Below are 21,031 nucleotides of genomic sequence, written 5' to 3' on the forward strand. Positions count from 1 at the left end.
GATGAATGCCAACGTGATTTCAACAACAGACAGACGTGCGGCGATGCGAGAATTGCGCACACGCAAACGCGCGGCGTTCATGTTCGTTCTGCCCATTCTGGCGTTCCTGATGTTCACCTTTGTGGCCCCGATTGCCACTATGCTGTTTCGCAGCGTGCATCACCCGATTGTCGCCGAACTTATCCCCGATACCTTGCAGACCCTTGATGGATGGGACAACACCGCGCTGCCCAGTGACGCCATGCTGGCGCAGATGGCGATTGATCTTGGGCGTTTGGCCAAAGACCGCACTGCGGGCAAGTTGGGCCAAGAAATCAACCGCATCCTGCCAGGGTTCAGCAGCATCATCAATTCAACGGCCCGCCGGTTGGGCCGCATCGAAGAGGCCGAGCTGGCCGCCAGTGGCGCCGAAATCCTTGTTAATCTGAATGCACGCTGGGCCGAACCCGAGACATGGCGCGCCATTCAAAGTTCTGGCGATGTGTATACGTCCAATTACTACCTGACGGCCCTTGATCTGGAACGAGGGGCCGATGGGGGCATCCAAACCCGTGAAGACACGCAAATCTACGTCCAGCTTTATTCCAAGACGCTGTGGACGGCGTTGATTATCACTGGCCTGACCGTTCTGCTGGGATATCCGCTGGCCTATTACATGGCGAGCGCACCGGCAAAGTACGCAAATATGTTGATGGTGTTCGTGTTGTTGCCCTTCTGGACCTCGCTCTTGGTGCGCACCACCTCATGGATCGCGATGTTGCAGACCAATGGTGTGGTGAATTCGATGTTGATGGCCGTTGGAATTACCGATGCCCCGCTTGAATTACTCTATACCCAATTCGCGACGATCCTCGCCATGACCCACATTCTGCTGCCCTTCATGATCCTGCCTTTGTTCAGCGTGATGAAAGGTATCGACCCAAGCTTTCTGCGCGCAGCCTTGTCGATGGGCGCCCGCCCGATCCCGGCGTTCATTCGGGTTTACCTGCCGATGACATTGCCGGGCCTGTCCGCGGGCGCGCTCCTCGTTTTCATTATTTCGGTCGGGTATTACATCACCCCTGCACTTGTGGGTGGGACCGACGGGCAGATGATTTCGAACATCATCGCCTTCCACATGCAGCAATCAAACAACTGGGAACTTGCCGCGGCACTTGGCTCGCTTTTGCTGGGCATGATCCTGATCCTTTATTGGCTTTACGACCGTTTCGTCGGGGCCGGAAACATCAAGTTGGGATAATCCATGCAGCACCTTCCTCCCTATTTCGGCTTCTGGCATTATCTGGGCCACTATGGCCTGCGCGCTACGGCCTTTCTTGTGCTCGCCTTCTTGATGGTTCCGATCCTCATCATCATTCCGCTGTCGTTCAACACTGAGCCGTATTTCTCCTTCACCGAAGGCATGCTAGCGCTTGACCCGGCTGCTTATTCAACCCGCTGGTATGCCAATATTTTCAATGACCCCAAGTGGATGATTGCCATTCGCAACAGCTTTGTCATCGGGTTTGCTGCGGCCCTTATCTCCACGGTTTTGGGGACAATCGCTGCCGTCGGGCTGGCGTCGCCTGTCATGCCGTTCAAACGGTTGATCATGGCGCTGTTGTTGTCGCCGATGATTGTGCCGCTGATCATTATCGCGGCGGGGATGTTCTTTTTCTATTCGCGCTTCAATCTTGTTGGCAGCTACTCAGGGCTGATCCTCGCCCATGCTGCCCTTGGCGTGCCTTTTGTGATCATCACAGTGACGGCGACCTTGGCAGGGTTTGATCGGTCCCTTTACAATGCGGGTCTCAGCATGGGTGCCAGACCGTTGAAAGCGTTCTGGGATATCGTGATCCCGTTGATCCGGCCCGGGGTGATTTCGGGGGGCTTGTTCGCCTTTATCACATCCTTTGATGAAGTTGTTGTTGTCCTGTTCATCGCCGGACCCGAACAGCGCACGATCCCGCGTCAGATGTTTTCGGGCCTGAGGGAACAGATCAACCCAACTATTCTGGCCGTCGCGACATTGCTGATTCTGACATCCATCGCACTGCTGGTCACGCTGGAAATGCTGCGCCGTAGGTCGGAACGAATGCGGACCACGGCACACTAAACCGAACACTTTACTTTCATCACACTCAAACAAAAAAGGGGATTTCACATGAATTCCATTGGTCACTTTGTATCTAACGAACACTGGCCGGGGACGTCCGGCCGCCTTGGAGATGTCATTAATCCAGCCACTGGCGAGGTTATCAGCCGCGTAACACTGGCAACAAAGGAAGACGTCGATACCGTGATCGGCATCGCCGCCAAAGCCGCCCCCGGTTGGGCCGCAACACCCCCGGCCAAGCGCGCCGCAGTGATGTTCAACTTCCGCGATCTGCTGAAGAGGCACATCGAAGAACTGGCGGTGATGCTGTCGGCTGAGCATGGCAAAACCATCCCCGACGCCAAAGGCGAAATTGCCCGTGGGATCGAAGTGGTGGAATTTGTCTGCGGCGTGCCGCAGCTGCTCAAGGGGGAATACTCCGAAGCCGTCGGTCAGAATGTGGACAGTTTTTCGGTTCGCCAGCCGGTGGGTGTGATTGCAGGGATCACCCCGTTCAATTTTCCGGCCATGGTGCCGTTGTGGATGTATCCGGTCGCCCTTGCCACTGGCAACGCGTTCATCCTGAAACCATCCGAGAAAGATCCATCCGTCGTCATGCGCATCGCCGAACTGCTGGCCGAGGCTGGTTTGCCCGAAGGTGTGTTCAACGTCGTCAACGGCGACAAAGAGGCCGTGGATACGTTGCTCGACAGTCCGTTGATTGACGCTGTCAGTTTTGTCGGGTCCACGACAATCGGTGAATACATTTACCAGCGTGGCACCGCTGCGGGCAAACGTGTGCAGGCCTTGTGTGGTGCCAAGAACCACATGGTCATTTTGCCCGACGCGGATATGGAACAAGTCACAGATGCTTTGATCGGCTCGGCCTACGGGTCGGCGGGCGAACGCTGCATGGCGATTTCGGTGGCGGTCCCCGTCGGGGAAGGCACAGCGGATCGGTTGATCGAGGCTTTGACGCCACGCATCCGTGCGCTCAAAGTTGCGCCTTACACTGACCCAAGCTCAGAACTCGGGCCTGTTATCTCCAAGCAAAGCTACGACAAAATCCACGACTACATCGACCAAGGCATCAACAAGGGCGCCAACCTTGTTGTGGACGGACGTGGCGTCGAATTGCAGGGCTATGAAAACGGCTATTTCATCGGCGGTTGCCTGTTCGATAATGTGACAACGGATATGACGATCTACCGCGAAGAGATTTTTGGCCCCGTCCTGTCGGTTGTTCGTGCGGAGTCTTATGACCAGGCCGTCGATATGATCAACGATCATGAATACGGGAATGGCACCGCGATTTTCACCCGCGATGGGGATGCCGCGCGCGATTTCTGGTCACGGGTCAAGATCGGGATGGTGGGTGTGAATGTGCCTATTCCGGTGCCTGTGGCCTACCACAGCTTTGGTGGCTGGAAACGGTCGTTGTTTGGCGACCACCATCTGCATGGCATGGAAGGCGTTCGCTTTTGCACGCGGCTTAAGACCATGACGACACGCCGGCCATCGGGCATCCGTACCGGTGCCGAATTTAACTTCACGGCTGGCAAAGACGCATAGAAACTTCACGCTTGCAGGTCTGACCCTATTTTGCTGACAACTCTTGTTGATTTTGAGTGCTGTCAAAACAGCGGAGCTGTGAATTTCCTGAAAACAGAAGGGGATGCATCTTGTGTGTCTCCTTCACCCATTTCACGAAATGGCCTCCCAAGATCCTAACACACCACGCTGCGCCACATCCTGCGCTTGCGACCAAGGAGATTGCGCCCGATGGCCTCCCGACTGACCTTTGCCAATAACTTTACGGGTCGAATCCCTGAGTTCCTGCAATCCCTCCTTGCCGACCTGTCCCGTTGGGCGCTGTTGGTTTCCATCGCCGCGGCCGGCATGAAGACATCGTTCAGAACCATCTTTGATGTTGGCGGACAAGCCATTGTTCTGACCGTTATTGAAACCGTCTTCATTGCTGGCTTCATCCTGTTTGGTATCATCTGTTTCACTGGCTAAGCGGCTTAACTGGCCCAAAGCAAGAGCATCGGTTGGCCAACTAAACGCTTTGGCGTGAGCCTTACTACCAGAGTCAGAGGGTGGCTGTTTGGTCTTCTAGGAGCTTTCCCCAAGTAAAAATCTCGAATGTCCGATGGGCGGGAAAGTAGAATGGATCGTTGGCAACCAATTCTTCGACTTCCGATTTTTCTGCGGCTTCAACAACCCAAAGTGCGCCACAAAACTCTTCGTCGGGATTGGGCTTCAAACCGCCACCTATCAACAATTCAGGGTGTTTCTTCGCATACGCGACATGCGCATCGCGCAGCTCTTGGCTCGCCCGCACGGCAAGCATGTCGGCCGTATCTCTAAATATCACTACCCAGCGTGTCATAGCGACCTCCGTCTTTACGACCTTAAGATAGGTTGGTTTATTTTCAAGCTATAGGGCCAGTTCTACGCAAGCTTGATACCAAAGGTGAACGGTGACAAAGATATGCGATCTGTGAATTCAACGTATGATCCTTACCGCGGCCCACATGAATGTCCAATCTTTTCGCTGCAAGACGCCATCAGTTTTTTCGCGCAAGCGGCATTTCTTACGCCGCATGCGTGCGCAGCAAGAATTTGACACTTCCGCAATGGGCTCAAACCGGACTTGCGGCCGTGTGGCAGCGAAAAATCAGTGACCCGCCACGGTTAAGGTCTGCTATGCGGACAAAGCCGCCGTTCATTCAGCCAGATTCAATGCCCGCATCAGGGAGATTGTCTCTCCTAATGGTAGGATATGGGGCCTGTCCGCGTCACCGTCGTGCCAATCTTTCCATCCTTAAGCGCTTCCAATGCAGCTTGCTGGTTTTCGAAGCCGAGAACCCGAATTTTCATATCGTGCTGCTCAGCAAGAACCAGCGCCGCACGGTCCATAAATCCGAGTGACTCTTTGATTGCATGTTCAAATGTCAAACTAGAAAATTTGCGAGCATCAGGGTTTTCCGCCGGATCGCTTTCATAAACGGCATCAATTCCATTCTTCACTGCAAGCACGGTTTCACAGCCGAGTTCAACGGCTCGCTGGACAGATGGATAGTCAGTCGTCAAATACGGTTCACCAATCCCTCCAGTTAAGATGACGATGCGCCGTTTTTCCAAGTGCCGTTTGGCTCTTCGGCGCACATATTTTTCACCGATTTGTGGGATATCAACAGCTGACATAAGACGAATTGGAACATTCGAAGCTGCTTCAAACTTCGCCCTCAACAAAATGCCGTTCACTATAGTCCCCAACATGCCAACGTTGTCTGCTTCGGCACGTTCAATGTTCCAATCAGAGGAACTACTCCCTCTGAAAATATTGCCACCACCGACGACAACAGCTAAATCGATATTATTCGAATGAAGAAAAAGTAGTTGGTCAACAACTTGAGTGATTGCTTCGTCCGAAAAAACGCCGGATGCACCGCTTGCTAAAGCCTCGCCGCTAATCTTCACCAAAATCCGCATGTTTTCCTCCCAAACCGAAGCTTAGCCTCATTTTCAACTGTAAATTGAGCTCTTGTAGCTGAGGAACCGCAGGGTCAGCCAGCGGACATTCGCAAATTCTCCTTCCGGCGTAGGTTCGGGCTCAGCGCTGCCGTAGGAAGTATCAAACGATCAAGGCCGCTTCGAAATGACGAACGGCTCCAACCGTTCGTCAGAGTTCTCAGATATCAATCCTTTCTGCTATGCTTAGCGCATCCTCGATGCTCGACCCCCAGATATCTGACGGTGCTATCAACTTTTGTGTGGCCAAGCAGAAGCTGAACAACACGCAGGTTGCCTGTCTTGCGATAAATCTCCGCCACCTTTGTTCGGCGCATAGAATGGGTGCCGTAGCCACTAGGTTTCAAACCAACCGAGACAACCCAATCCCGAACCAAGCGCCCATACTGGCGTGTCGATATGTGCGGCCGATCATGAAACCGGCTCGGAAACATGAACTGGTATCCTATCATTTCCGGAGACTTGATCCAGTTGGTCAAAGTATCTCGCGTGTTTTCAGCCAGTTCAAACTGCACAGGCTTGTTCGTCTTGCTTTGAACCACGGACACGCGTTCAGGAATTCTGTCGTCCCTAACAAGATCTGTAACTTTCAGCGAGACCAAGTCGCAACCGCGTAGCTTGATATCGATTGCGACATTAAACAGAGCCAGATCGCGAAGATTGCCCGCAAGTTCAAGGCGTGCGCGGATGGCCCAAACCTGTTTGGGAAGTAGCGGCGCTTTTGTCGGACAAGGCGGCCCTTATTCCAAGCTCTGCGTTTCGGGGTGACGGTGGGAAGTTGTACTCTCGGCATGATTTGCCCTCCATCCAACCCTCCTGCCCAAACATCCACACAGCGCTGACGACGTATAATAGCCTAAAAACAAATGGCGGCTTTGCCGATGGCGCGCCATCAAGTGTTTCTGCGAAAGCAAAAGGCGGCAACGAGCCCGGTTCAACCGATGCTGCAATGTGCATGAAGCTCTGCAATGTCATAGCGTATCAAAAATCTAAATGCGAAGGCGGTAGCGCATTCTGGGTTGTTCGCCAGTCATAACACAGCACCGCAAACATCATTGCGCTAATCGCAACAAACGATAAGGTCGCGTTGCAAAATTGGTAAATAGATGCAGCCAGAACCCAAACATATCCTGAGTTTCAAAACGGCACTGACAGCGGGGACAATCCGTGCGGCGGCGGATCAGCTTGGACTGGAACCTTCAACAGTCAGCCGCAATATCGCATCTTTGGAAAAGCAGCTTGCGACGGCGCTGATTGAACGCGGGCGGAAGGGTGTTTTGCCAACCGAGGCGGGCCTGCTGCTGCTAGATTACGCGCAAAGGCAAAGCGGCGAGATGGAGGCTCTCAGGTCCCAGCTCGACGCCCTTGCGAACATGGAACGCGGCGCGATTTCTATCGCTCTAGGCGAAGGGTTCGTTAGTGATTTCTCGCAATCGGTGTTGGAAAAGTTTTCACGAGACCACACCGAGATTACGTTCTCCTTGAACGTTGGTTCCACGGATCAAACGGCGGACGCCGTGATTGAAGATAGGGCCCATATTGGTCTGGCGTTTGATGTCGCCCCTAATCCGCGATTGAATGTTATCGCTCAGGCGGACCGCTCTTTGGTTGTTGTTTGCCAAAAGGGTGGGAAATTCGATGCAGCTGGAGAAGTGAAAATTGCAGATTTTTCCGGCTTACCCTGTGCGTTTCTCAACAAAGGCTACGGGGTAGGCGCAGTGATTGCAGATATGGAAGCTTCGCATGGATTTCGAGCACGTGCGGTGATGGAAACGGGGTCGATCGCCGCGCTCAAAGCCTTTGTGCGAAGTGATTTGGGCATAACACTTTTGCCCGAGTTTGTTGTGGCTGATGACATCAATGCGGGGAATTTGCGCGCACGTGCAGTCGCGGTTTCAAATTTTGGCAGCGGCAAGGTGAGCCTATTCGTTCGGCAAGGCCGTAGGCTGCCTTTGGCTGCGCAAAAGCTGATCCCCATAATGTCGCGTTCATTGGTGGCATTGAACAATTAAGCGTTGCGTTCAGCGCAACAATATTGACACGGCGATGCATTTGCAGATTGCGGAACGCTGCTATGATCCTCTCAAATGAAGGAGAGTGTTTTTATGAAAATCGGGGTCATTGGATGCGGCAACATGGGCGGTGGCATGGCCAGCCAACTGATTGCAGTAGGGATGGATGTGAGCTGTTATGATCCTGACGCTGGTATTCAGGCACGCATGCGCTCTGTTGGCGCAAATGTCGTGGAAACAGCCAGCGCATTGGTGACCGGGCAAGAGATTATCATTCTGTCCCTCCCCAAAGCGCAAGTGGTTGAGTTAGTGATGGCTGATGTTGCGCCACATATCGAAACCGGCGCCATCGTGCTTGATACATCGACGTCGACCCCAACCACATCTCAAGCGATGGCAAAATTGGGTCAGACCAATGGCTTTGATTTCATCGATGGCCCTGTGAGCGGTGGACCAGCCGCGGCCAATACAGGCACGATGACGATGTTGCTGGCAGGACATCAGGACGCGATTGATCGTTTGGCCCCTGTGACCGATATCCTAACGGCAAAAACCGTGGTAGTTGGCGCGTCCGGCGCAGGTCATGCGGCCAAGATCGCAAACAATATGTTGTGCGCCGCGAACCTTGTACTTGTCGCCGAAGCCGTGCGCATGTGCGAAGCGGCGGGGGTGAAGCCGGAGGGGTTGCTTGACGGTGTGAACGCAGGGTCGGGTCGCAGCGGGGTCAGTGAGGTGAATTTCCCCAAGTGGGTGCTGAACGGTGCATTTGATTCCGGCTTTACGATGGGCCTGATGCGCAAAGACGTCGGACTAGCGCTAGAGCTGGCCGAACAGACAGGCGTTGATTTGGCAGGGTTTGCAGGAATTGCAGACCTATGGCTATCTCACTCTGGAGACATCCCCGATGCCGCCGACTTCAACGAAATCACCAAGTACGGAGCCAACACATGACTGCGCGGACAGACGTTTTTGCCGCCCAAATGGCGGCACTTGGCCTTGGAACGCGGCCACAAAGCCTGATCAATGGTGAATTGGTGGACGGCGCTGGCGACGCGATTACTTTGATCGATCCCTATACCGAACAGAATTTGAGCCAGTACCCCGATGCAGGTGCAGCGCTGGCAAAAGAGGCCTGCCTCGCGGCCCAAGCTGCGCAGGTGGAGTGGGTGACGATGTCTGGTGCAGCGCGTGGTCAGGTGATGCAGGAGATTGCACGCGCAGTTCTGGCCAACGCAGAACCGCTTGCCACAGTTGAGGCACTGGTCGCTGGCAAACCGATCCGAGATTGCCGCGTGGAAGTCACCAAAGTGGCTGAGATGTTTGCCTATTACGGTGGATGGGCGGACAAAATTCATGGTGAAGTGATCCCAGTGCCGTCGGGCCATCTGAACTATACCAAACGCGAACCCTTGGGCGTTGTCTTCCAGATCACCCCTTGGAACGCGCCCATCTTCACTGGCGGCTGGCAAATCGCACCCGCGATTGCCACAGGCAACGGTGTCGTCATCAAACCAAGCGAGCTGACCCCGGTGACCACGGTTGCACTGGTCTATCTGGCGGAGCAGGTGGGATTACCTAAGGGTCTTGTGAATGTGCTATGCGGGCTTGGGCCCACTGCAGGTCAAGCCGCCATCGAACACCAAGCGGTGCGCAAGGTGATCTTTGTGGGCTCGCCTGAGACGGGTCGTGTAGTGGCAACGGCGGCTGCAAAAGCCCTGAAGCCTGCGGTTTTGGAGTTGGGTGGGAAATCGGCTAATATTGTCTTTGATGATGCAAACCTCAAACACGCTTGCCTTGGGGCGCAGGCCGCGATCTTTTCTGGTGCGGGGCAGAGCTGTGTTGCTGGATCGCGTTTGCTTGTGCAGCGCTCGGTTCATGCGGAATTGGTCGAGATGCTGACAAACGGCATGAACGAGATCAAACTCGGCGACCCGCTGGATGAAGCGACCGAGGTCGGTCCGATCAGCAACGCCAGCCAATTTGCATATGTGAGTGACATGGTGGCGCGGGCGATGTCGGACGGGGCAAGTGTTCTTAGCCGCGACACGACACCGGACAAAGGTTTTTTTGTGCCGCCAACGATTCTAAACGGTTTGTCGAACATCGATCACGCTGTACAGACCGAGATTTTCGGCCCCGTCGTTGCAGCCATCCCCTTTGATACCGAAGAGGAGGCTATCGCGCTTGCCAATGCCACAGACTTTGGCCTTGCCGGAGCAGTTTGGACCGCCGATGTGGGGCGTGCACACCGCATCGCTGATCAGGTGCGAGCGGGAACGTTTTGGATAAACAGCTACAAAGCCATTCACGTTTCTTCCCCGTTTGGCGGGTCGCTGAACTCTGGCTTTGGGCGCTCAAGCGGCACGGATGCGCTGATGGAATATACGTCCGCTAAAAGCGTTTGGCTCGACAGTGCACCGACCCCTCGGATAGCGTTTGGCTATGTTAGTTGATGACGTCAAAGCGCTGCTTGCGCGCGATCCGCAAACCTCCGAACTTTTAGGTCTGGGCTCATTCAACGATTTTCCTGATCTCGTAGGGGCTTTGTTCGGTACGATGTGCAACGCAGCTGTCGGGCGCGTCGTTGCGCACACTTATCGCGAAACACCGGAAATTGTGGCGGACACCGAACGCGACATAGCCGAAACAGCGCGTCGCAATTTTGAACCCGGTGGACCTGCTGCAATTCTTTTGTTTTCGCGCGGTGTTCAGGCCACGATGGGACATCGCGTGGCCCATGCGGCTTGGCAAAACGGGGACACGACCCTTGCTATGGCGGTGAAAGCTGCTTGCGGTCGGGCTTTTGCAACAGATATCCACCCCGCCGCGCAAATTGGCGCGGGCTTTTGGCTGGATCACGGGCTGTGTTTTGTTGCCGGTGAAACCACAGTGATCGGCAAGGACGTATCAATCTGGCACAACGTGACCCTTGGCAGCACCTTCAATAACTCCGGCGCAGATCGTCATCCGAAAGTTGAAGACGGCGCGATCATAGGTGCGGGGGCCTTGGTGCTTGGTAGCGTCACTATCGGCGCCGGCGCAAATATAGGCGCAGGCGCAATCGTTCTTGAAGATGTCCCTGCAGGTCGGGTCGTCGTCGGCACCAAAGCACGTGATGTCGGACCGGCGCGTGTATCTTTTCTAGACAAGGAGCAAGGCACTTGAACGCGTCATTCGGCATCGACCATCCGCTTCTCGCAACCCATGATATCGAAGGGCTCCGCGACCGGCTCATTTCGCTTGGGTTCAACATGACGGCGATTGGCAGACATCCTTGGGGCACCAGTACAAGCCTTGCCATGTTCGATGGCTGCCTGCTGGAGATCATGGGCATCTATGATGAGACTTTGATCGACGAAGTGCCCGCGGGCGAATTTTGCTTTGGGCGCCATGTGTTCGAACATCTTCAACAGCGCGAAGGTGTCGCATTAAGCGCGTTGCACAGCACGGACAGCGTGAAAGACGCAGCAACGGCCCAAGACGCGGGTTTCACGGTTGCTGGCCACCTTGAATTCGGGCGAAATGTCACTTTGCCCGATGGCAGCGCCGACAGAACAAAGACAACTCTCGCGCTCATGCCAGACCTGGATTTCCCACGGCTCTCGTTCTTTTTGTGCCAACAGCACCGGCCTGAGCTGATATATGTTCCCGAATGGCTAGAGCATCCCAATACGGCAAGTGGGATTAAAGGCGTCACGATACTGGCTAATGTGGCAGAGCAAGAGACGCTGAAAACAAAATTGAGGGGCCTCTACGGCGACGTATCACCTTTGAGCGGAGGGTTTTTCGTGCATACTGCGAACGGGCAAATCTCGGTGCAAACTCTAGATGCTATTGAAGCTGAGTTTGGAACGTTACCTTCAGATATTACAGACAGTAAAACACCCAGCATCGTTGCGATGGACCTAGGCTATCATGATGCAAATACGTTTGAAACTTGGGTGAAAAAGAGCGACCTGCGCCTTAAGACGACTGCGTCTGGGCTCTTTGCAACGCAACCAGAAGACACTGCGAACGTCATTTTGAGGTTTGGAACGTGTTTGGTCTGATCGATACAGTCAATAAAAGAATATCTGGAGGCGCTGCTGGCATGTTCTATGGAAGCTAGTGTGCAGCGAATGTCCGCTTCCCGCCCATTCTGTTGAAAAACTCTTTGCAGCGATTGCAAATTTTCTGAAACCAGAACACTGTCCTCCGCCGGCCTAAACATGCCGCAAAATGTCAAAGAAAAGCCTGCAATTCGGAATATTATTCTGCCAGATTTACTCAAATTGCTCGACATTGGAGTTTTTCAACAGAATACGCCCTTGTTGAGGGTTCTTGCGGTGCGGCACGCATCTAGGACCCCTGCCTAGCACCTAAAAACAGCCCAACATTTCGCACCGGAAATATGCACTAGCCAATTCAACTTGGTTCCATGGCTCTGCCGAGTTGTTGCAAATGTCATGATTTCCGCAACGAACCCTGAAGCGACCACTCGTTCCGGACGCAGCAAACGGCTCCTCCGGCCCTCTTTACCGGATGTTGCAAAGAACATGAACGTCCGCTTGTTGATTCCTCGCCCGCCCTCGCTAGCATTCATTAGAAATTTTGTGAGCTTCCCACATCTCAGGTGGTTCTAGCTTCCGTGTCAGATGCTCAATGACTGCATCAGGAACCGCGTCCGGCCGATTTCTGTTTTGTCGACGCAATTGATCGGGGTTGACTTCGACGTAGACGATCTCAACCCGCGCACCGTAATCCCGCAGTAGCCGCAGCACCTTTGATCTGTTTTGTCGTGTCACGTTCGTGGCGTTCCAAACGAAGTCTGTTCCAGCCCGCAGATACTCCCTGGCCCGTTCGTGGGCGGCTTGGATGACCTGACCTTGGTTGTCTGTGGCCGATAGCCCAAGTTCATCGCGGATAAGGTCTAGGCTGACAACCGGATGATCAGGACGATGATGAGACACCCACGTGTCTTTGCCTGCGCCGGGAAGGCCAGACATCACCGTGACCGTGCATTTGAAGTTCTCATGCGCGGCATAGTTTGGATCACGGTCTTCAAGCTCGAAGAAGGCAACACGGCTTTCGTCGTTAGCGAAGGCGAATGACTTGTGCAAGCAACCGGCGTCTTGGAACGTCATTTCAGCAAGGCTGGCGCACTCCAAGATCGCCTGTTGATCCTGACATATCCGACCCAACGCATCTGCTCTGGCGTGCAAACATAGAAGATCAGGCCTGCACCGCCATGACGTTTCAATCGCCAGTCGAATAGGATCAGGTCGTTCGATCAGCCAGAACGGGAGTTGGTGATGAGCGATGATTCCGCACAGCGCCTCTCGCCATGCGAATGGCGACCTTGCATGTCAAAGTAACTGTCGTGCGATGGACGACCCAACCCGTGAATGCCCACGGGACGAGATGCGTCCATTGTCCTCATGTTTCGTCACCGCCGGTTTACCGACATCATGCAAGACCGCCGCCCAAAACACGTTGCTGCGATCATCAGGTGACAGGTTTTGCCAATCAAGATCAGCGACCAATACTTCGACCACCATGCGCGTATGTGTTCCCGCATCGCCTTCAGCATGGTGGATCGGATCCTGCGGGCAGGTGTCCAGTTTCGCTAATTCAGGCCATAACGGCCAGATTGCCGCCCAATCGACCTGCCAAAGCGGGCCGGTTGGAACCAACGACAACAGGTCGTCGTGCGTGACAATGGGTTTAATGGGCCTACGCATCGTAAGCCCCTTGCACGCCCAGCACCGGCGCAAAGATATCGATCCCATCTGCCAAGTTATTCGGCAAGATCGGACGGTCGTGCCAATGGCCATCGGCGGCTTCGATCGCTTGCAAGAAGTCAGCTCGGACGAACTTGAACCGGTCCAGCGCATGATCCGCATCTTCCAATTTCAGATAAAGGCCCTCGGCCAAATCACTGTCTTCTGTCTGCTGGTCCACCATATCAGGGCGACTGCCAGACCTTTCTGCTGCAACGGCCAAAGCATCACGCCAATCAACCGACTTGTATGGTGTTGGACGTGTCATGCTGTTCAGGTGATCGACGGACGTGATTTCACCCTCATGCACTACAGGGACCGGCATGATTGGCAAACCGGTTAGCAACGACCGACGAGCAACAGTGCTGAGGAAGGTGCCATTGTCCCGATCCAGCACGTCAAACTCCATGAAGTAATGGGGTAACCTGTCATAGAACACAGTGTGCTTGGCATACATCCATTCGCCATACATGACAAAGCGGTGACCCAGCACCGGGTGCAGAACATGGGCATGGGCAGCAGCCCACGTCTTGAGCAAGGCAAAGTGGCGTTCACGGCCACCACCCGTCAGGTAGTGCCCACGGCTCTGCAGCATCAAGTTGCCATTCGCGTCGAAGGATACGGCTGAGTTGGCCCCGTCGAGTTTCTCTTCCACGATCAGGCGTTCGCCTTTGAGGTCTTTGATTGGTTTATCATCCGCCATATCGCCAACTTGAAGGCGCGAACCTTCAATGTGCCGCGTACGCGGGTATTTGTAGATAGTCATAACTGTCTCACGGTGTATCGATTGGTCGCACAAAAACACCCGACATGAATTGTCAGGGCGTCGGTTGAAATATGTGTGCAGCGATTACATCGGACTTCCGTGGGGTTCGGGGTTGAAACAGGATTCTGCTGATAGCTTTGGTTGGTAAAAAAATCAACAGCGGACATTAAGATCAAATTCTCCGAGGTCGGCTTAGATGCGCCACAGCACCGCAAGTCGGCATGCTTCATTCTGCCGCCATGATGCCCGGATCGCGCAACAAACCTGCCGCAAGCGCGGCTTTTGATGGATCAGAGCTGTTTGCCAACAACCAGCCCTGAATTTCGGCTGGACTACTTTTCTGAATTCCCAACCGTTCTTGAAACTGTTCCGCAAGCAACGCCTCATTTGGGAAGAACCGATCAAACAACTGCCGAGCTGTTTTAGCATTCACCAATCTCAATTCTGTATGCACGTCAGCACGACCTGGTCGGATCAGAGCAGGGTCCAGTTTTTCCTTATGGTTCGTCGTCATGATCAATGCGCTCCCCTCCTGAGCAGCAACGCCGTCAATAGCGTTCAGCAGTCCTGAGAAGCTGACACCAGTACGCTTTTCGCCACCGGTCCGCTGTGTGAATACGGCATCCACATCTTCGACGGCGATCAACGCGCGTTTCGGCGCGCAAATCATTGCTTCACGAAGATCATCATCTGTCAGCGTTGCCCTGCCAACATCAAGAGTCGCGATATCCAGAGACAATTCCGACGCAAGCGCTCGGATTAGGCTCGATTTCCCAGTGCCGGGTGGGCCATGAAACAGATATCCTCGCCGCCATGGCACACCGCGTTCAGCATACCATTGACTGGTTGAATAGAACCAACGCATGTCTTCCAAGACCCGCCGCACGCGGTCGTCGTCTACCACAACTGTATCCATGGAGCCGCGCGGGATATCACCAACATTATCCCAGTAATCGCCTTTCAGGATGTGTAGCCCGGGGCCGATGCGATCTTTCGTTTGCGCGATTTGTCGTCCGACCTCGATCCATCCAAGGATGGTCGCGACGCGGCCGAATAATACGGTGACATGTAAAGTTTCCATTGGACGTTGATTGTGAGGATTTCCGATTTTTGACTTCTCGTTAATGTCGCGTTCAAGACGGCAAATCTTACCCTGGCTTAAAAACCAATGCAGTCCGGGTGCCGGGGCATATCCCTTTGTGCCGCTGGCCCATCTACCATCAGTCATCCGCACATGCCGCGATTTAGACAGCACATTGTTATGTTCCATCCAAATGCAAAAGTGGCGATAAGCCGCGCTGCGGTTATCCAACGTCAGGCTGACCCAAACACGGCGCATGACCAGCTTGTAGAGCGCAATTATCCCGACACGAAAAGACGCGACGGCAATGCCAAAGGCACCCAAAGCTAGACCGCCAGCGAAGAAGTCACTTTTCAATGCATCGGTTAAGAAGCTATTGATCATGTCCATCATCGGCACCTTTCCTCACGAAAGTTGGTGCCTTTGAAGCAACGGACAGGGTTGCCACGTTCCAGTGTGTTGTGGAGCTGGTTCTGATCGTTTTTTTGGGCCTCATAATCTGCTGTGGCTTGCGCATTCATCAAGGTCTGTAGTCGCTCAAGTGCCAGGGACTTGTTGCGATGTTGTGACCGCATTTCGTGCGCTACTGCTGTCAATCCGGTTGGCCGATGCGTTGCCCGCACTGCGCTATCTGTCGTGTTCTGGTGTTGACCACCGGGCCCACCTGCCCGGAAGCTCTCAAACACAACATCGCTGGGGTTAACCTCAACCTTCTGTGTCGCGTTCCGCGTCAATTGGAAAACGCCAACAAAGCAGTTTGCGCGCTTGTGGTTCGGTCGTAACGTACTTTTGGAACGCCAACGGATCGTCCCGCACCAGCGTCGGGCAAACGCATCATTACCCAGACCATTTACAACAACCACAGCGGACTTTGCACCATGCTTTGAAGGCTTGGTATTCACATCCAGATCAAGGCCGATCGCTTCGGTCTCATCAAGCATATGCTGTAGAATGCCTGCGACAGCTTGATTGCATTCGGCAGGTCCGTTGCCGCTAGTGATGAGAAGGAAAATTGGCATGTTATGTTTCATATCCGATCTCCATTTCGTGTTTTCTTGAAGGTCAAAAGCGGATGGAACATTGCAACTGATTTTGCTGCACCGGTTGTTTCTAGATCGGCCACCACACTTTGCGACGATTTGTAGGCCAGTGGTGCTTCCTCAATCAGCAAGTCACGATCTTGACAAATGATGCGACCGCCAAAGGACGTGCGTTGCATTGCTTCAACATCAGATCGTTTGGCCCGCACCCGACCATGCATGGAAGATCGATCATAGCGGCGACCCGTCCCATGCGCCGTGGACATCAACGCATCAGGTTGATCGATTGGGCGCAAAAGGTAGCCGGGTGTTGCCCGCGATCCGGCCAGCGGAACAAGACCAGAGGCCGCACTTGCCGCCCCTTTGCGGTGTAGCCAATCATCACCATGCTGCGTCAGGGGATTGTGCGGCGCATCGGCAATCAGATGCAGGTCCGCACGCAATGCCTCGGCCGCACGTTCAGCAATGATCGGGCGATTTAGGCTAGCCCAGAGAACGGCATTGTCATGGCTTTGCATATAGTCTTGGGTGGTTGTTTCGCCGGGATTCATCCCTGAAAATGCGCCCTGCGGGACAGAGCCCAGAACTGCAGCCCCAAAACCGCGTGATCCTGAATGGACAAGCAGGTACCGCAAGCAGATCATTTGGTTTCAAAAACCGCTTTGGTGTCCGACTACCGCCGGTTCCATCGGGGGAGCCTGTTGCGATTACGTCACCCGGGTGCAGAGTGAACAAAGATGAGGCGTAAGCGATTTGTTCGGGCAGGGAGAAGATCATTTCGCGCCCGTATGCGGATTGCATCATGTCCCCGTTCAAGGTGACGGCCAGATGCAAATCCTCTACACGCGGCAGCGCATCAGCGGTGGTGGCCCAAGGCCCCCAGGATCCAGAATTTGCAAAATTCTTGCCTGCATAGATCGAGTGTTTTTGCCAGTCGCGCACAGAACCATCGTTGAAAGGCGCGTAGCCTAGAACATGATCCATCGCTTGCGCGGCCGTCACATGGCGTGCTGGTTTTTCGATCACAACCGCAATTTCGCCCTCATAGTCAAAGCTGTCGGCCGGTGTACCGCGCGGTGCCTCCAAAGTGGCGCCATGCCCGACAAGTGTCTCGCCTTCCTTGCCAAACAGAATGATGTGTTCAGGGCTGGGCGGGGCCACGCCATCAACGGGGTAAGGCTTGGGATAATTCATACCAACACAGATGATCTTGCGGGGGTTTGGAATGGGCGGCTGGAATGTGATCTCGGCGATGGGGATTTTTGCGGACAGGTTTTCGCTGTCTTTCAACGCTTCAGATATTTCAGCATCCAGCAGGTCTCGCAAGGTAGGGTATTGCGCAATGAGGCCAGGGCTTGCCGTAGCAACGGTTTCAAACACTGATTGTCCCGATTTCCTCGGCGTCGCAGTCATTCGCTGCACCTTCCAGGAACTCACACAGTGCGGGACGAAGCGGTCTTATGCACGTGCGGCTTATGCTGGCGCAGCATTCGCGCGCTCGTAACACAAAGGTCTTTGTGATGTGGCGAGTTTCCGCTTATTGGCAGTTTAATCACGACAAAATAGGGCGAGGTCAAATTGACCATTCGCTGTGGGATTCTCTAAAACTTGAGACGTGGACCCGTGTATAAACGTTCAGAAAATTTTTGTGCCGGCTTGTAGATGCAGCAGTTGGTCTTTGACATTGGCGGTTTGGGGAACGTCGGTGTTTAGGTTGTTCTCGGGGCAGATTTAAACACTGGTTCAAGGGACGAAACCCTAGAACGTCTAAAGAATATCTAATGAGACTTTGACCCTGTCCATCACGATTGACGATGTGAATTTGCTCACATTGGATTCATCGAAGAAATACTCTTGGGTAAAGGCCTCGTATTCGGCGATGTCCTCAACAATCACTACCAGTATGAAGTCGGCTTCACCCGTTGCATAATAGCATTGTTGTACCGTTGGTGCAGTTCGCATTTTGCGTTTAAACGCATCCAAATGCATACGACTTTCGCGTTCGAGCATGACCTGAACAATGACCGTCATTCCCCGCCCCAATTTGGCAGAGGACAGCACGGCAATTTCGCTTTCAATCACACCGGTCTCGCGCAATTTCTTCAGGCGTTTTTGCACTGCCGGAGGGGATAGCCCGATCTCGAATCCCAACGCCTCGGCCGTGAGGCGGGCATCGCGTTGAACAAGTTTGAGAATCTCTAAGTCTTTGTCATCCATGCTCCGATGTAGATCGGAAAATTATCAAAAGACAACGCAATTAGTCAAAAAAAACGAGAATATCGACGAAAATGCTCCCTCATCGTCTCTATCATCGTTGTTGGAAGTTGGGGGGCTAATTCCAAAAAACTGAACAAGTGCTGAAAACACAGCTTGGGGGCATCCCTTGGTGTGCGGCGCAATCAACAACCCCTTGGGACGTGACGCCTACGGCGCACGCTCAGATCAACAATGGCAAGGAGGTATTTATGCCCATGAACATCACAAAAGGTCTTATCGCGACCGGCTTCTTAATGGCGACCACGGCGACGTCCGTTTTCGCGGGCCCACTACAAGACCGCATCGACGCTGGTGAAACTATCCGCATTGGTTTTGCAAACATTCCGCTTTGGGGTTACCCGAACGAGGCCGGCGATGCAGACGGTTTCACAAACGACATCGCAATTGAAGTTCTGGCTTCAATGGGTCTTACGAATGTCGAACCGGTTGTTGGCGACTGGGGTGGCTTGATTCCAGGTTTGAAAGCTGAGCGTTTCGACCTGATTACAGGCGGTATGTACGTTCTGGGATCGCGTTGTGAAAACGTGTCGTTTTCTGAGCCGGTTGCAAGATCTGGTGACGGTATTTTGGTTGCTGCGGGAAACCCTGAAGGCATCAACAGCTATACTGACGTGTTAAACGGCGAACACATCATGGTGACGGGCGCTGGCTACAACACTGTTGAGGCAGCGCAAAAACTTGGAATTGCAGATGCGAACATCATGCAGGTTCCTGGCCCGACAGAAATGGTAGCAGCCCTGAAAGCTGGCCGTGCTAACGCCGCTGTTTTGACCGATTTCGAAGCGCAGCACCTCGCGGCTGATCACGACGAAATTGAATTGGGTGACTCATCGCAGATGGAAGAGTGGAGCAAGAACTTTGCTGCAATCGGGTTCCGCCATGAGGATCAAGACTTCTTGGCCGGCTTTAACGCAGCCCTTAAGGATTATCTTGGAACTGAGGAAATGATGGCGAAGGTTGCCGAGCACGAATATTCAGAGCTGCACCTACCGGGTGACGTCACCACTGAGTGGGCCTGCGCTAACCGCTAAGGTTCGGCTTCACTAATGCAGCGATAAGTGGCGGGCCAAAGGGCTTGCCACTTTTCTTGAAATCTCAACGGTCGAGCACACACATGAGCCTTTTTGAATTCTTGAGCCAGTATTGGCCGCGACTGTTGTCAGGTACCGGAGTTACGGTCGCTCAATTTCTTTTGGGGGCAGCACTGACGGTCGGCCTCGCACTTGTCTTTGGGTTGATGAAAATGTCCCCAAACAGAATGATCAAAGGATCTGCGGTCACTTACATTGAGCTTTTCCGGGGCACGTCCCTGTTGGTTCAGCTTTATTGGATTTTCTTTGTTTTGCCGTTGTTCGGCGTCACGCTTGAAAAGTTCACAGCCGGTTGGGTCGCAATTGGGTTGAATGCCGGTGCCTATGGTGCCGAGCTTGTTCGTGGGGGTATTATGTCGGTCCCTAAAGGACAGTGGGAGGCGGCAACCGCAATCAACATGAGCGGCGCACGCCGCATGTGGCGCATTATCTTGCCACAAGCATTGGTGAATATGCTGCCCGTGTGGGGCAACCTGATGGTCGAAATTTTGAAAGGCACCGCACTTGTGTCACTGATTTCCGTCACAGATTTGATGTTCCAAGCCAAACAAATCAATGCCAGCACCTATATGTCTGCACAAATCTTTGGCATGGCACTGGTCATCTATTACATTCTGGCGCGCTTCCTGCTGACGCCGTTCATGCGTTGGCTTGAGGGTTTTATGGCCCGCAAAATGGGGAGGGCATGATCCATGTTTGACTGGTTATTGAAAGACGAGTGGTTCCCAAAGTTTGATTGGCGATGGGACTATGCTTGGGAAATCCTTCCGCGCCTGCTTGAGGCGACACTGAACACGCTCATTGCCGCGGCAGCGGGCTATCTTATTGCACTGGTGCTCGGCTTGGTATTTGCGCTCGCACAACGCAGTGACAGTCGGATTTTGACGTTTGTGGTCCGTGAATTCGTTGAATTCGTGCGCTCGACACCTCTCCTTCTGCAAATCTTTTTCATTTTCTACGTCGGGCCACAATTCGGTATCACCCTCAGCCCATGGATCTCGGGTATGATTGCCATCGGCCTGCATTATTCGTGCTACCTCTCGGAAGTATATCGCGGCGGTTTGGACAGTGTCCCGAAAGGGCAGTGGGAAGCGGCGACTGCATTGAACATGACGACAATGCAGACCTACAAACGCCTGATCATCCCACAGGCGATCCCATCTGCCATTCCAGGCATGGGGAACTACCTCGTCGGGATTTTCAAAGACACGCCGATGCTTTCGGTGATCGGCGTTGCCGAACTTATCCATACCGCTAACTCGATCGGCTCGGAAACGTGGCGCTACTTGGAAGCTTACACACTCGTCGGTGTTATCTTTCTGGCGCTTTCCCTGCCTGCCGCTGGCCTTATCCGCGCATTTGAAAACCTCGTGCGCCGCAAACTAGGAATGTAG

General features: G+C 53.7%; 22 protein-coding genes and 1 pseudogene. 12 read left to right on the forward strand and 11 right to left on the reverse strand.

Annotation, left to right across the window (positions count from 1 at the left end; translation table 11 throughout):
* Position 1 precedes the first annotated feature (1 nt).
* The 4 genes from ABJL60_RS01755 to ABJL60_RS01770 all read left to right on the forward strand — a co-directional run bounded on the left by ABJL60_RS01755 (position 2) and on the right by ABJL60_RS01770 (position 4,093).
* Positions 2 to 1,240 (forward strand): ABC transporter permease, encoded by a 1,239-nt coding sequence (locus ABJL60_RS01755; RefSeq protein WP_348373498.1) that lies wholly within the window; start codon positions 2 to 4, stop codon positions 1,238 to 1,240.
* Between the two features lie 3 nt (positions 1,241 to 1,243).
* The gene (locus tag ABJL60_RS01760) at positions 1,244 to 2,095 is read left to right on the forward strand and encodes an ABC transporter permease (RefSeq protein ID WP_348373499.1); all 852 of its coding nucleotides are present in this window, start codon (positions 1,244 to 1,246) and stop codon (positions 2,093 to 2,095) included.
* 48 nt (positions 2,096 to 2,143) lie between these two features.
* Positions 2,144 to 3,646: a CoA-acylating methylmalonate-semialdehyde dehydrogenase gene (locus ABJL60_RS01765; protein WP_348373500.1), complete on the forward strand. Its 1,503-nt coding sequence runs from the start codon at positions 2,144 to 2,146 to the stop codon at positions 3,644 to 3,646.
* A gap of 210 nt (positions 3,647 to 3,856) precedes the next feature.
* A complete protein-coding gene (locus tag ABJL60_RS01770; RefSeq protein WP_348373501.1) occupies positions 3,857 to 4,093 on the forward strand; it encodes a hypothetical protein in 237 nt (78 codons plus the stop codon).
* Positions 4,094 to 4,166: 73 nt separating this feature from the next.
* On the opposite strand, the gene ABJL60_RS01775 is transcribed toward ABJL60_RS01770, so the two are convergent.
* The 3 genes and pseudogenes from ABJL60_RS01775 to ABJL60_RS01785 all read right to left on the reverse strand — a co-directional run bounded on the left by ABJL60_RS01775 (position 4,167) and on the right by ABJL60_RS01785 (position 6,404).
* A complete protein-coding gene (locus ABJL60_RS01775) occupies positions 4,167 to 4,466 on the reverse strand; it encodes a YciI family protein (RefSeq protein WP_348285364.1) in 300 nt (99 codons plus the stop codon).
* Positions 4,467 to 4,846: 380 nt separating this feature from the next.
* Positions 4,847 to 5,572, reverse strand: a complete 726-nt coding sequence (gene pyrH / locus ABJL60_RS01780; protein ID WP_348373502.1) for a UMP kinase — start codon at positions 5,570 to 5,572, stop codon at positions 4,847 to 4,849.
* Between the two features lie 199 nt (positions 5,573 to 5,771).
* Positions 5,772 to 6,404 (reverse strand): annotated as a pseudogene (locus ABJL60_RS01785) (tyrosine-type recombinase/integrase).
* Positions 6,405 to 6,717: 313 nt separating this feature from the next.
* Here ABJL60_RS01785 and ABJL60_RS01790 point away from each other — a divergent pair.
* The 5 genes from ABJL60_RS01790 (at position 6,718) to ABJL60_RS01810 (ending at position 11,672) form a co-directional block, all read left to right on the forward strand.
* Positions 6,718 to 7,623 (forward strand): LysR family transcriptional regulator, encoded by a 906-nt coding sequence (locus ABJL60_RS01790; protein WP_348373503.1) that lies wholly within the window; start codon positions 6,718 to 6,720, stop codon positions 7,621 to 7,623.
* Between the two features lie 93 nt (positions 7,624 to 7,716).
* Entirely contained in the window at positions 7,717 to 8,574 is an 858-nt protein-coding gene (locus ABJL60_RS01795; RefSeq protein WP_348285367.1) for an NAD(P)-dependent oxidoreductase, read from the forward strand.
* The gene (locus ABJL60_RS01800) at positions 8,571 to 10,076 is read left to right on the forward strand and encodes an aldehyde dehydrogenase family protein (protein WP_348373504.1); all 1,506 of its coding nucleotides are present in this window, start codon (positions 8,571 to 8,573) and stop codon (positions 10,074 to 10,076) included. The genes ABJL60_RS01795 and ABJL60_RS01800 overlap by 4 nt, the downstream gene beginning before the upstream one ends.
* Positions 10,066 to 10,788, forward strand: coding sequence for a serine acetyltransferase (locus tag ABJL60_RS01805; protein WP_348373505.1), 723 nt, complete (start codon positions 10,066 to 10,068; stop codon positions 10,786 to 10,788). Before ABJL60_RS01800 ends, ABJL60_RS01805 begins: the two co-directional genes overlap by 11 nt.
* On the forward strand, positions 10,785 to 11,672 hold the full coding sequence (locus ABJL60_RS01810) for a VOC family protein (protein WP_348373506.1): 888 nt from the start codon (positions 10,785 to 10,787) through the stop codon (positions 11,670 to 11,672). Before ABJL60_RS01805 ends, ABJL60_RS01810 begins: the two co-directional genes overlap by 4 nt.
* 522 nt (positions 11,673 to 12,194) lie before the next feature.
* Here ABJL60_RS01810 and ABJL60_RS01815 read toward each other — a convergent pair.
* The 8 genes from ABJL60_RS01815 to ABJL60_RS01850 all read right to left on the reverse strand — a co-directional run bounded on the left by ABJL60_RS01815 (position 12,195) and on the right by ABJL60_RS01850 (position 18,486).
* Positions 12,195 to 12,746: an AAA family ATPase gene (locus tag ABJL60_RS01815; RefSeq protein ID WP_348373507.1), complete on the reverse strand. Its 552-nt coding sequence runs from the start codon at positions 12,744 to 12,746 to the stop codon at positions 12,195 to 12,197.
* A 222-nt stretch (positions 12,747 to 12,968) separates the two neighbouring features.
* Complete coding sequence (locus ABJL60_RS01820; RefSeq protein WP_348373508.1) at positions 12,969 to 13,343, reverse strand: HD domain-containing protein; 375 nt, start codon at positions 13,341 to 13,343, stop codon at positions 12,969 to 12,971.
* Positions 13,336 to 14,148 carry an RNA ligase family protein gene (locus tag ABJL60_RS01825; protein WP_348285372.1) on the reverse strand — a complete coding sequence of 271 codons (813 nt, stop codon included), beginning with the start codon at positions 14,146 to 14,148 and terminating at the stop codon, positions 13,336 to 13,338. The genes ABJL60_RS01820 and ABJL60_RS01825 overlap by 8 nt, the downstream gene beginning before the upstream one ends.
* 226 nt (positions 14,149 to 14,374) lie before the next feature.
* Complete coding sequence (locus ABJL60_RS01830) at positions 14,375 to 15,622, reverse strand: AAA family ATPase (RefSeq protein ID WP_348373509.1); 1,248 nt, start codon at positions 15,620 to 15,622, stop codon at positions 14,375 to 14,377.
* On the reverse strand, positions 15,619 to 16,260 hold the full coding sequence (gene prfH, locus ABJL60_RS01835) for a peptide chain release factor H (RefSeq protein WP_348373510.1): 642 nt from the start codon (positions 16,258 to 16,260) through the stop codon (positions 15,619 to 15,621). Before prfH ends, ABJL60_RS01830 begins: the two co-directional genes overlap by 4 nt.
* Positions 16,257 to 16,853 carry an RtcB family protein gene (locus ABJL60_RS01840; RefSeq protein WP_348373532.1) on the reverse strand — a complete coding sequence of 199 codons (597 nt, stop codon included), beginning with the start codon at positions 16,851 to 16,853 and terminating at the stop codon, positions 16,257 to 16,259. Before ABJL60_RS01840 ends, prfH begins: the two co-directional genes overlap by 4 nt.
* A complete protein-coding gene (locus ABJL60_RS01845; protein WP_348373511.1) occupies positions 16,774 to 17,682 on the reverse strand; it encodes a fumarylacetoacetate hydrolase family protein in 909 nt (302 codons plus the stop codon). Before ABJL60_RS01845 ends, ABJL60_RS01840 begins: the two co-directional genes overlap by 80 nt.
* 354 nt (positions 17,683 to 18,036) lie before the next feature.
* A complete protein-coding gene (locus tag ABJL60_RS01850; protein ID WP_348373512.1) occupies positions 18,037 to 18,486 on the reverse strand; it encodes an Lrp/AsnC family transcriptional regulator in 450 nt (149 codons plus the stop codon).
* 248 nt (positions 18,487 to 18,734) lie between these two features.
* Between ABJL60_RS01850 and ABJL60_RS01855 the strand changes: the two genes are divergently transcribed.
* From ABJL60_RS01855 to ehuD, 3 genes are all read left to right on the forward strand, one after another.
* Positions 18,735 to 19,577 carry a transporter substrate-binding domain-containing protein gene (locus ABJL60_RS01855; RefSeq protein ID WP_348431220.1) on the forward strand — a complete coding sequence of 281 codons (843 nt, stop codon included), beginning with the start codon at positions 18,735 to 18,737 and terminating at the stop codon, positions 19,575 to 19,577.
* 83 nt (positions 19,578 to 19,660) lie between these two features.
* The gene (gene ehuC, locus ABJL60_RS01860; protein ID WP_348373514.1) at positions 19,661 to 20,326 is read left to right on the forward strand and encodes an ectoine/hydroxyectoine ABC transporter permease subunit EhuC; all 666 of its coding nucleotides are present in this window, start codon (positions 19,661 to 19,663) and stop codon (positions 20,324 to 20,326) included.
* A 3-nt stretch (positions 20,327 to 20,329) separates the two neighbouring features.
* Entirely contained in the window at positions 20,330 to 21,031 is a 702-nt protein-coding gene (gene ehuD, locus ABJL60_RS01865) for an ectoine/hydroxyectoine ABC transporter permease subunit EhuD (RefSeq protein WP_348373515.1), read from the forward strand.

The sequence above is a fragment of the Ascidiaceihabitans sp. genome (assembly GCF_039986515.1).
Classification (GTDB): Bacteria; Pseudomonadota; Alphaproteobacteria; order Rhodobacterales; family Rhodobacteraceae; genus Ascidiaceihabitans.

Excerpts from the sequence above, each read along its gene's own strand:
- ABJL60_RS01755 (WP_348373498.1), top strand. The coding sequence starts at position 2 with ATGAATGCCAACGTGATTTCAACAACAGACAGACGTGCGGCGATGCGA.
- ABJL60_RS01760 (WP_348373499.1), top strand. The coding sequence starts at position 1,244 with ATGCAGCACCTTCCTCCCTATTTCGGCTTCTGGCATTATCTGGGCCAC.
- ABJL60_RS01765 (WP_348373500.1), top strand. The coding sequence starts at position 2,144 with ATGAATTCCATTGGTCACTTTGTATCTAACGAACACTGGCCGGGGACG.
- ABJL60_RS01770 (WP_348373501.1), top strand. The coding sequence starts at position 3,857 with ATGGCCTCCCGACTGACCTTTGCCAATAACTTTACGGGTCGAATCCCT.
- ABJL60_RS01775 (WP_348285364.1), bottom strand. The coding sequence starts at position 4,466 with ATGACACGCTGGGTAGTGATATTTAGAGATACGGCCGACATGCTTGCC.
- pyrH (WP_348373502.1), bottom strand. The coding sequence starts at position 5,572 with ATGCGGATTTTGGTGAAGATTAGCGGCGAGGCTTTAGCAAGCGGTGCA.
- ABJL60_RS01790 (WP_348373503.1), top strand. The coding sequence starts at position 6,718 with ATGCAGCCAGAACCCAAACATATCCTGAGTTTCAAAACGGCACTGACA.
- ABJL60_RS01795 (WP_348285367.1), top strand. The coding sequence starts at position 7,717 with ATGAAAATCGGGGTCATTGGATGCGGCAACATGGGCGGTGGCATGGCC.
- ABJL60_RS01800 (WP_348373504.1), top strand. The coding sequence starts at position 8,571 with ATGACTGCGCGGACAGACGTTTTTGCCGCCCAAATGGCGGCACTTGGC.
- ABJL60_RS01805 (WP_348373505.1), top strand. The coding sequence starts at position 10,066 with ATGTTAGTTGATGACGTCAAAGCGCTGCTTGCGCGCGATCCGCAAACC.
- ABJL60_RS01815 (WP_348373507.1), bottom strand. The coding sequence starts at position 12,746 with ATGACGTTCCAAGACGCCGGTTGCTTGCACAAGTCATTCGCCTTCGCT.
- ABJL60_RS01820 (WP_348373508.1), bottom strand. The coding sequence starts at position 13,343 with ATGCGTAGGCCCATTAAACCCATTGTCACGCACGACGACCTGTTGTCG.
- ABJL60_RS01825 (WP_348285372.1), bottom strand. The coding sequence starts at position 14,148 with ATGACTATCTACAAATACCCGCGTACGCGGCACATTGAAGGTTCGCGC.
- ABJL60_RS01830 (WP_348373509.1), bottom strand. The coding sequence starts at position 15,622 with ATGATGGACATGATCAATAGCTTCTTAACCGATGCATTGAAAAGTGAC.
- prfH (WP_348373510.1), bottom strand. The coding sequence starts at position 16,260 with ATGAAACATAACATGCCAATTTTCCTTCTCATCACTAGCGGCAACGGA.
- ABJL60_RS01845 (WP_348373511.1), bottom strand. The coding sequence starts at position 17,682 with ATGACTGCGACGCCGAGGAAATCGGGACAATCAGTGTTTGAAACCGTT.
- ABJL60_RS01850 (WP_348373512.1), bottom strand. The coding sequence starts at position 18,486 with ATGGATGACAAAGACTTAGAGATTCTCAAACTTGTTCAACGCGATGCC.
- ABJL60_RS01855 (WP_348431220.1), top strand. The coding sequence starts at position 18,735 with ATGCCCATGAACATCACAAAAGGTCTTATCGCGACCGGCTTCTTAATG.
- ehuC (WP_348373514.1), top strand. The coding sequence starts at position 19,661 with ATGAGCCTTTTTGAATTCTTGAGCCAGTATTGGCCGCGACTGTTGTCA.
- ehuD (WP_348373515.1), top strand. The coding sequence starts at position 20,330 with ATGTTTGACTGGTTATTGAAAGACGAGTGGTTCCCAAAGTTTGATTGG.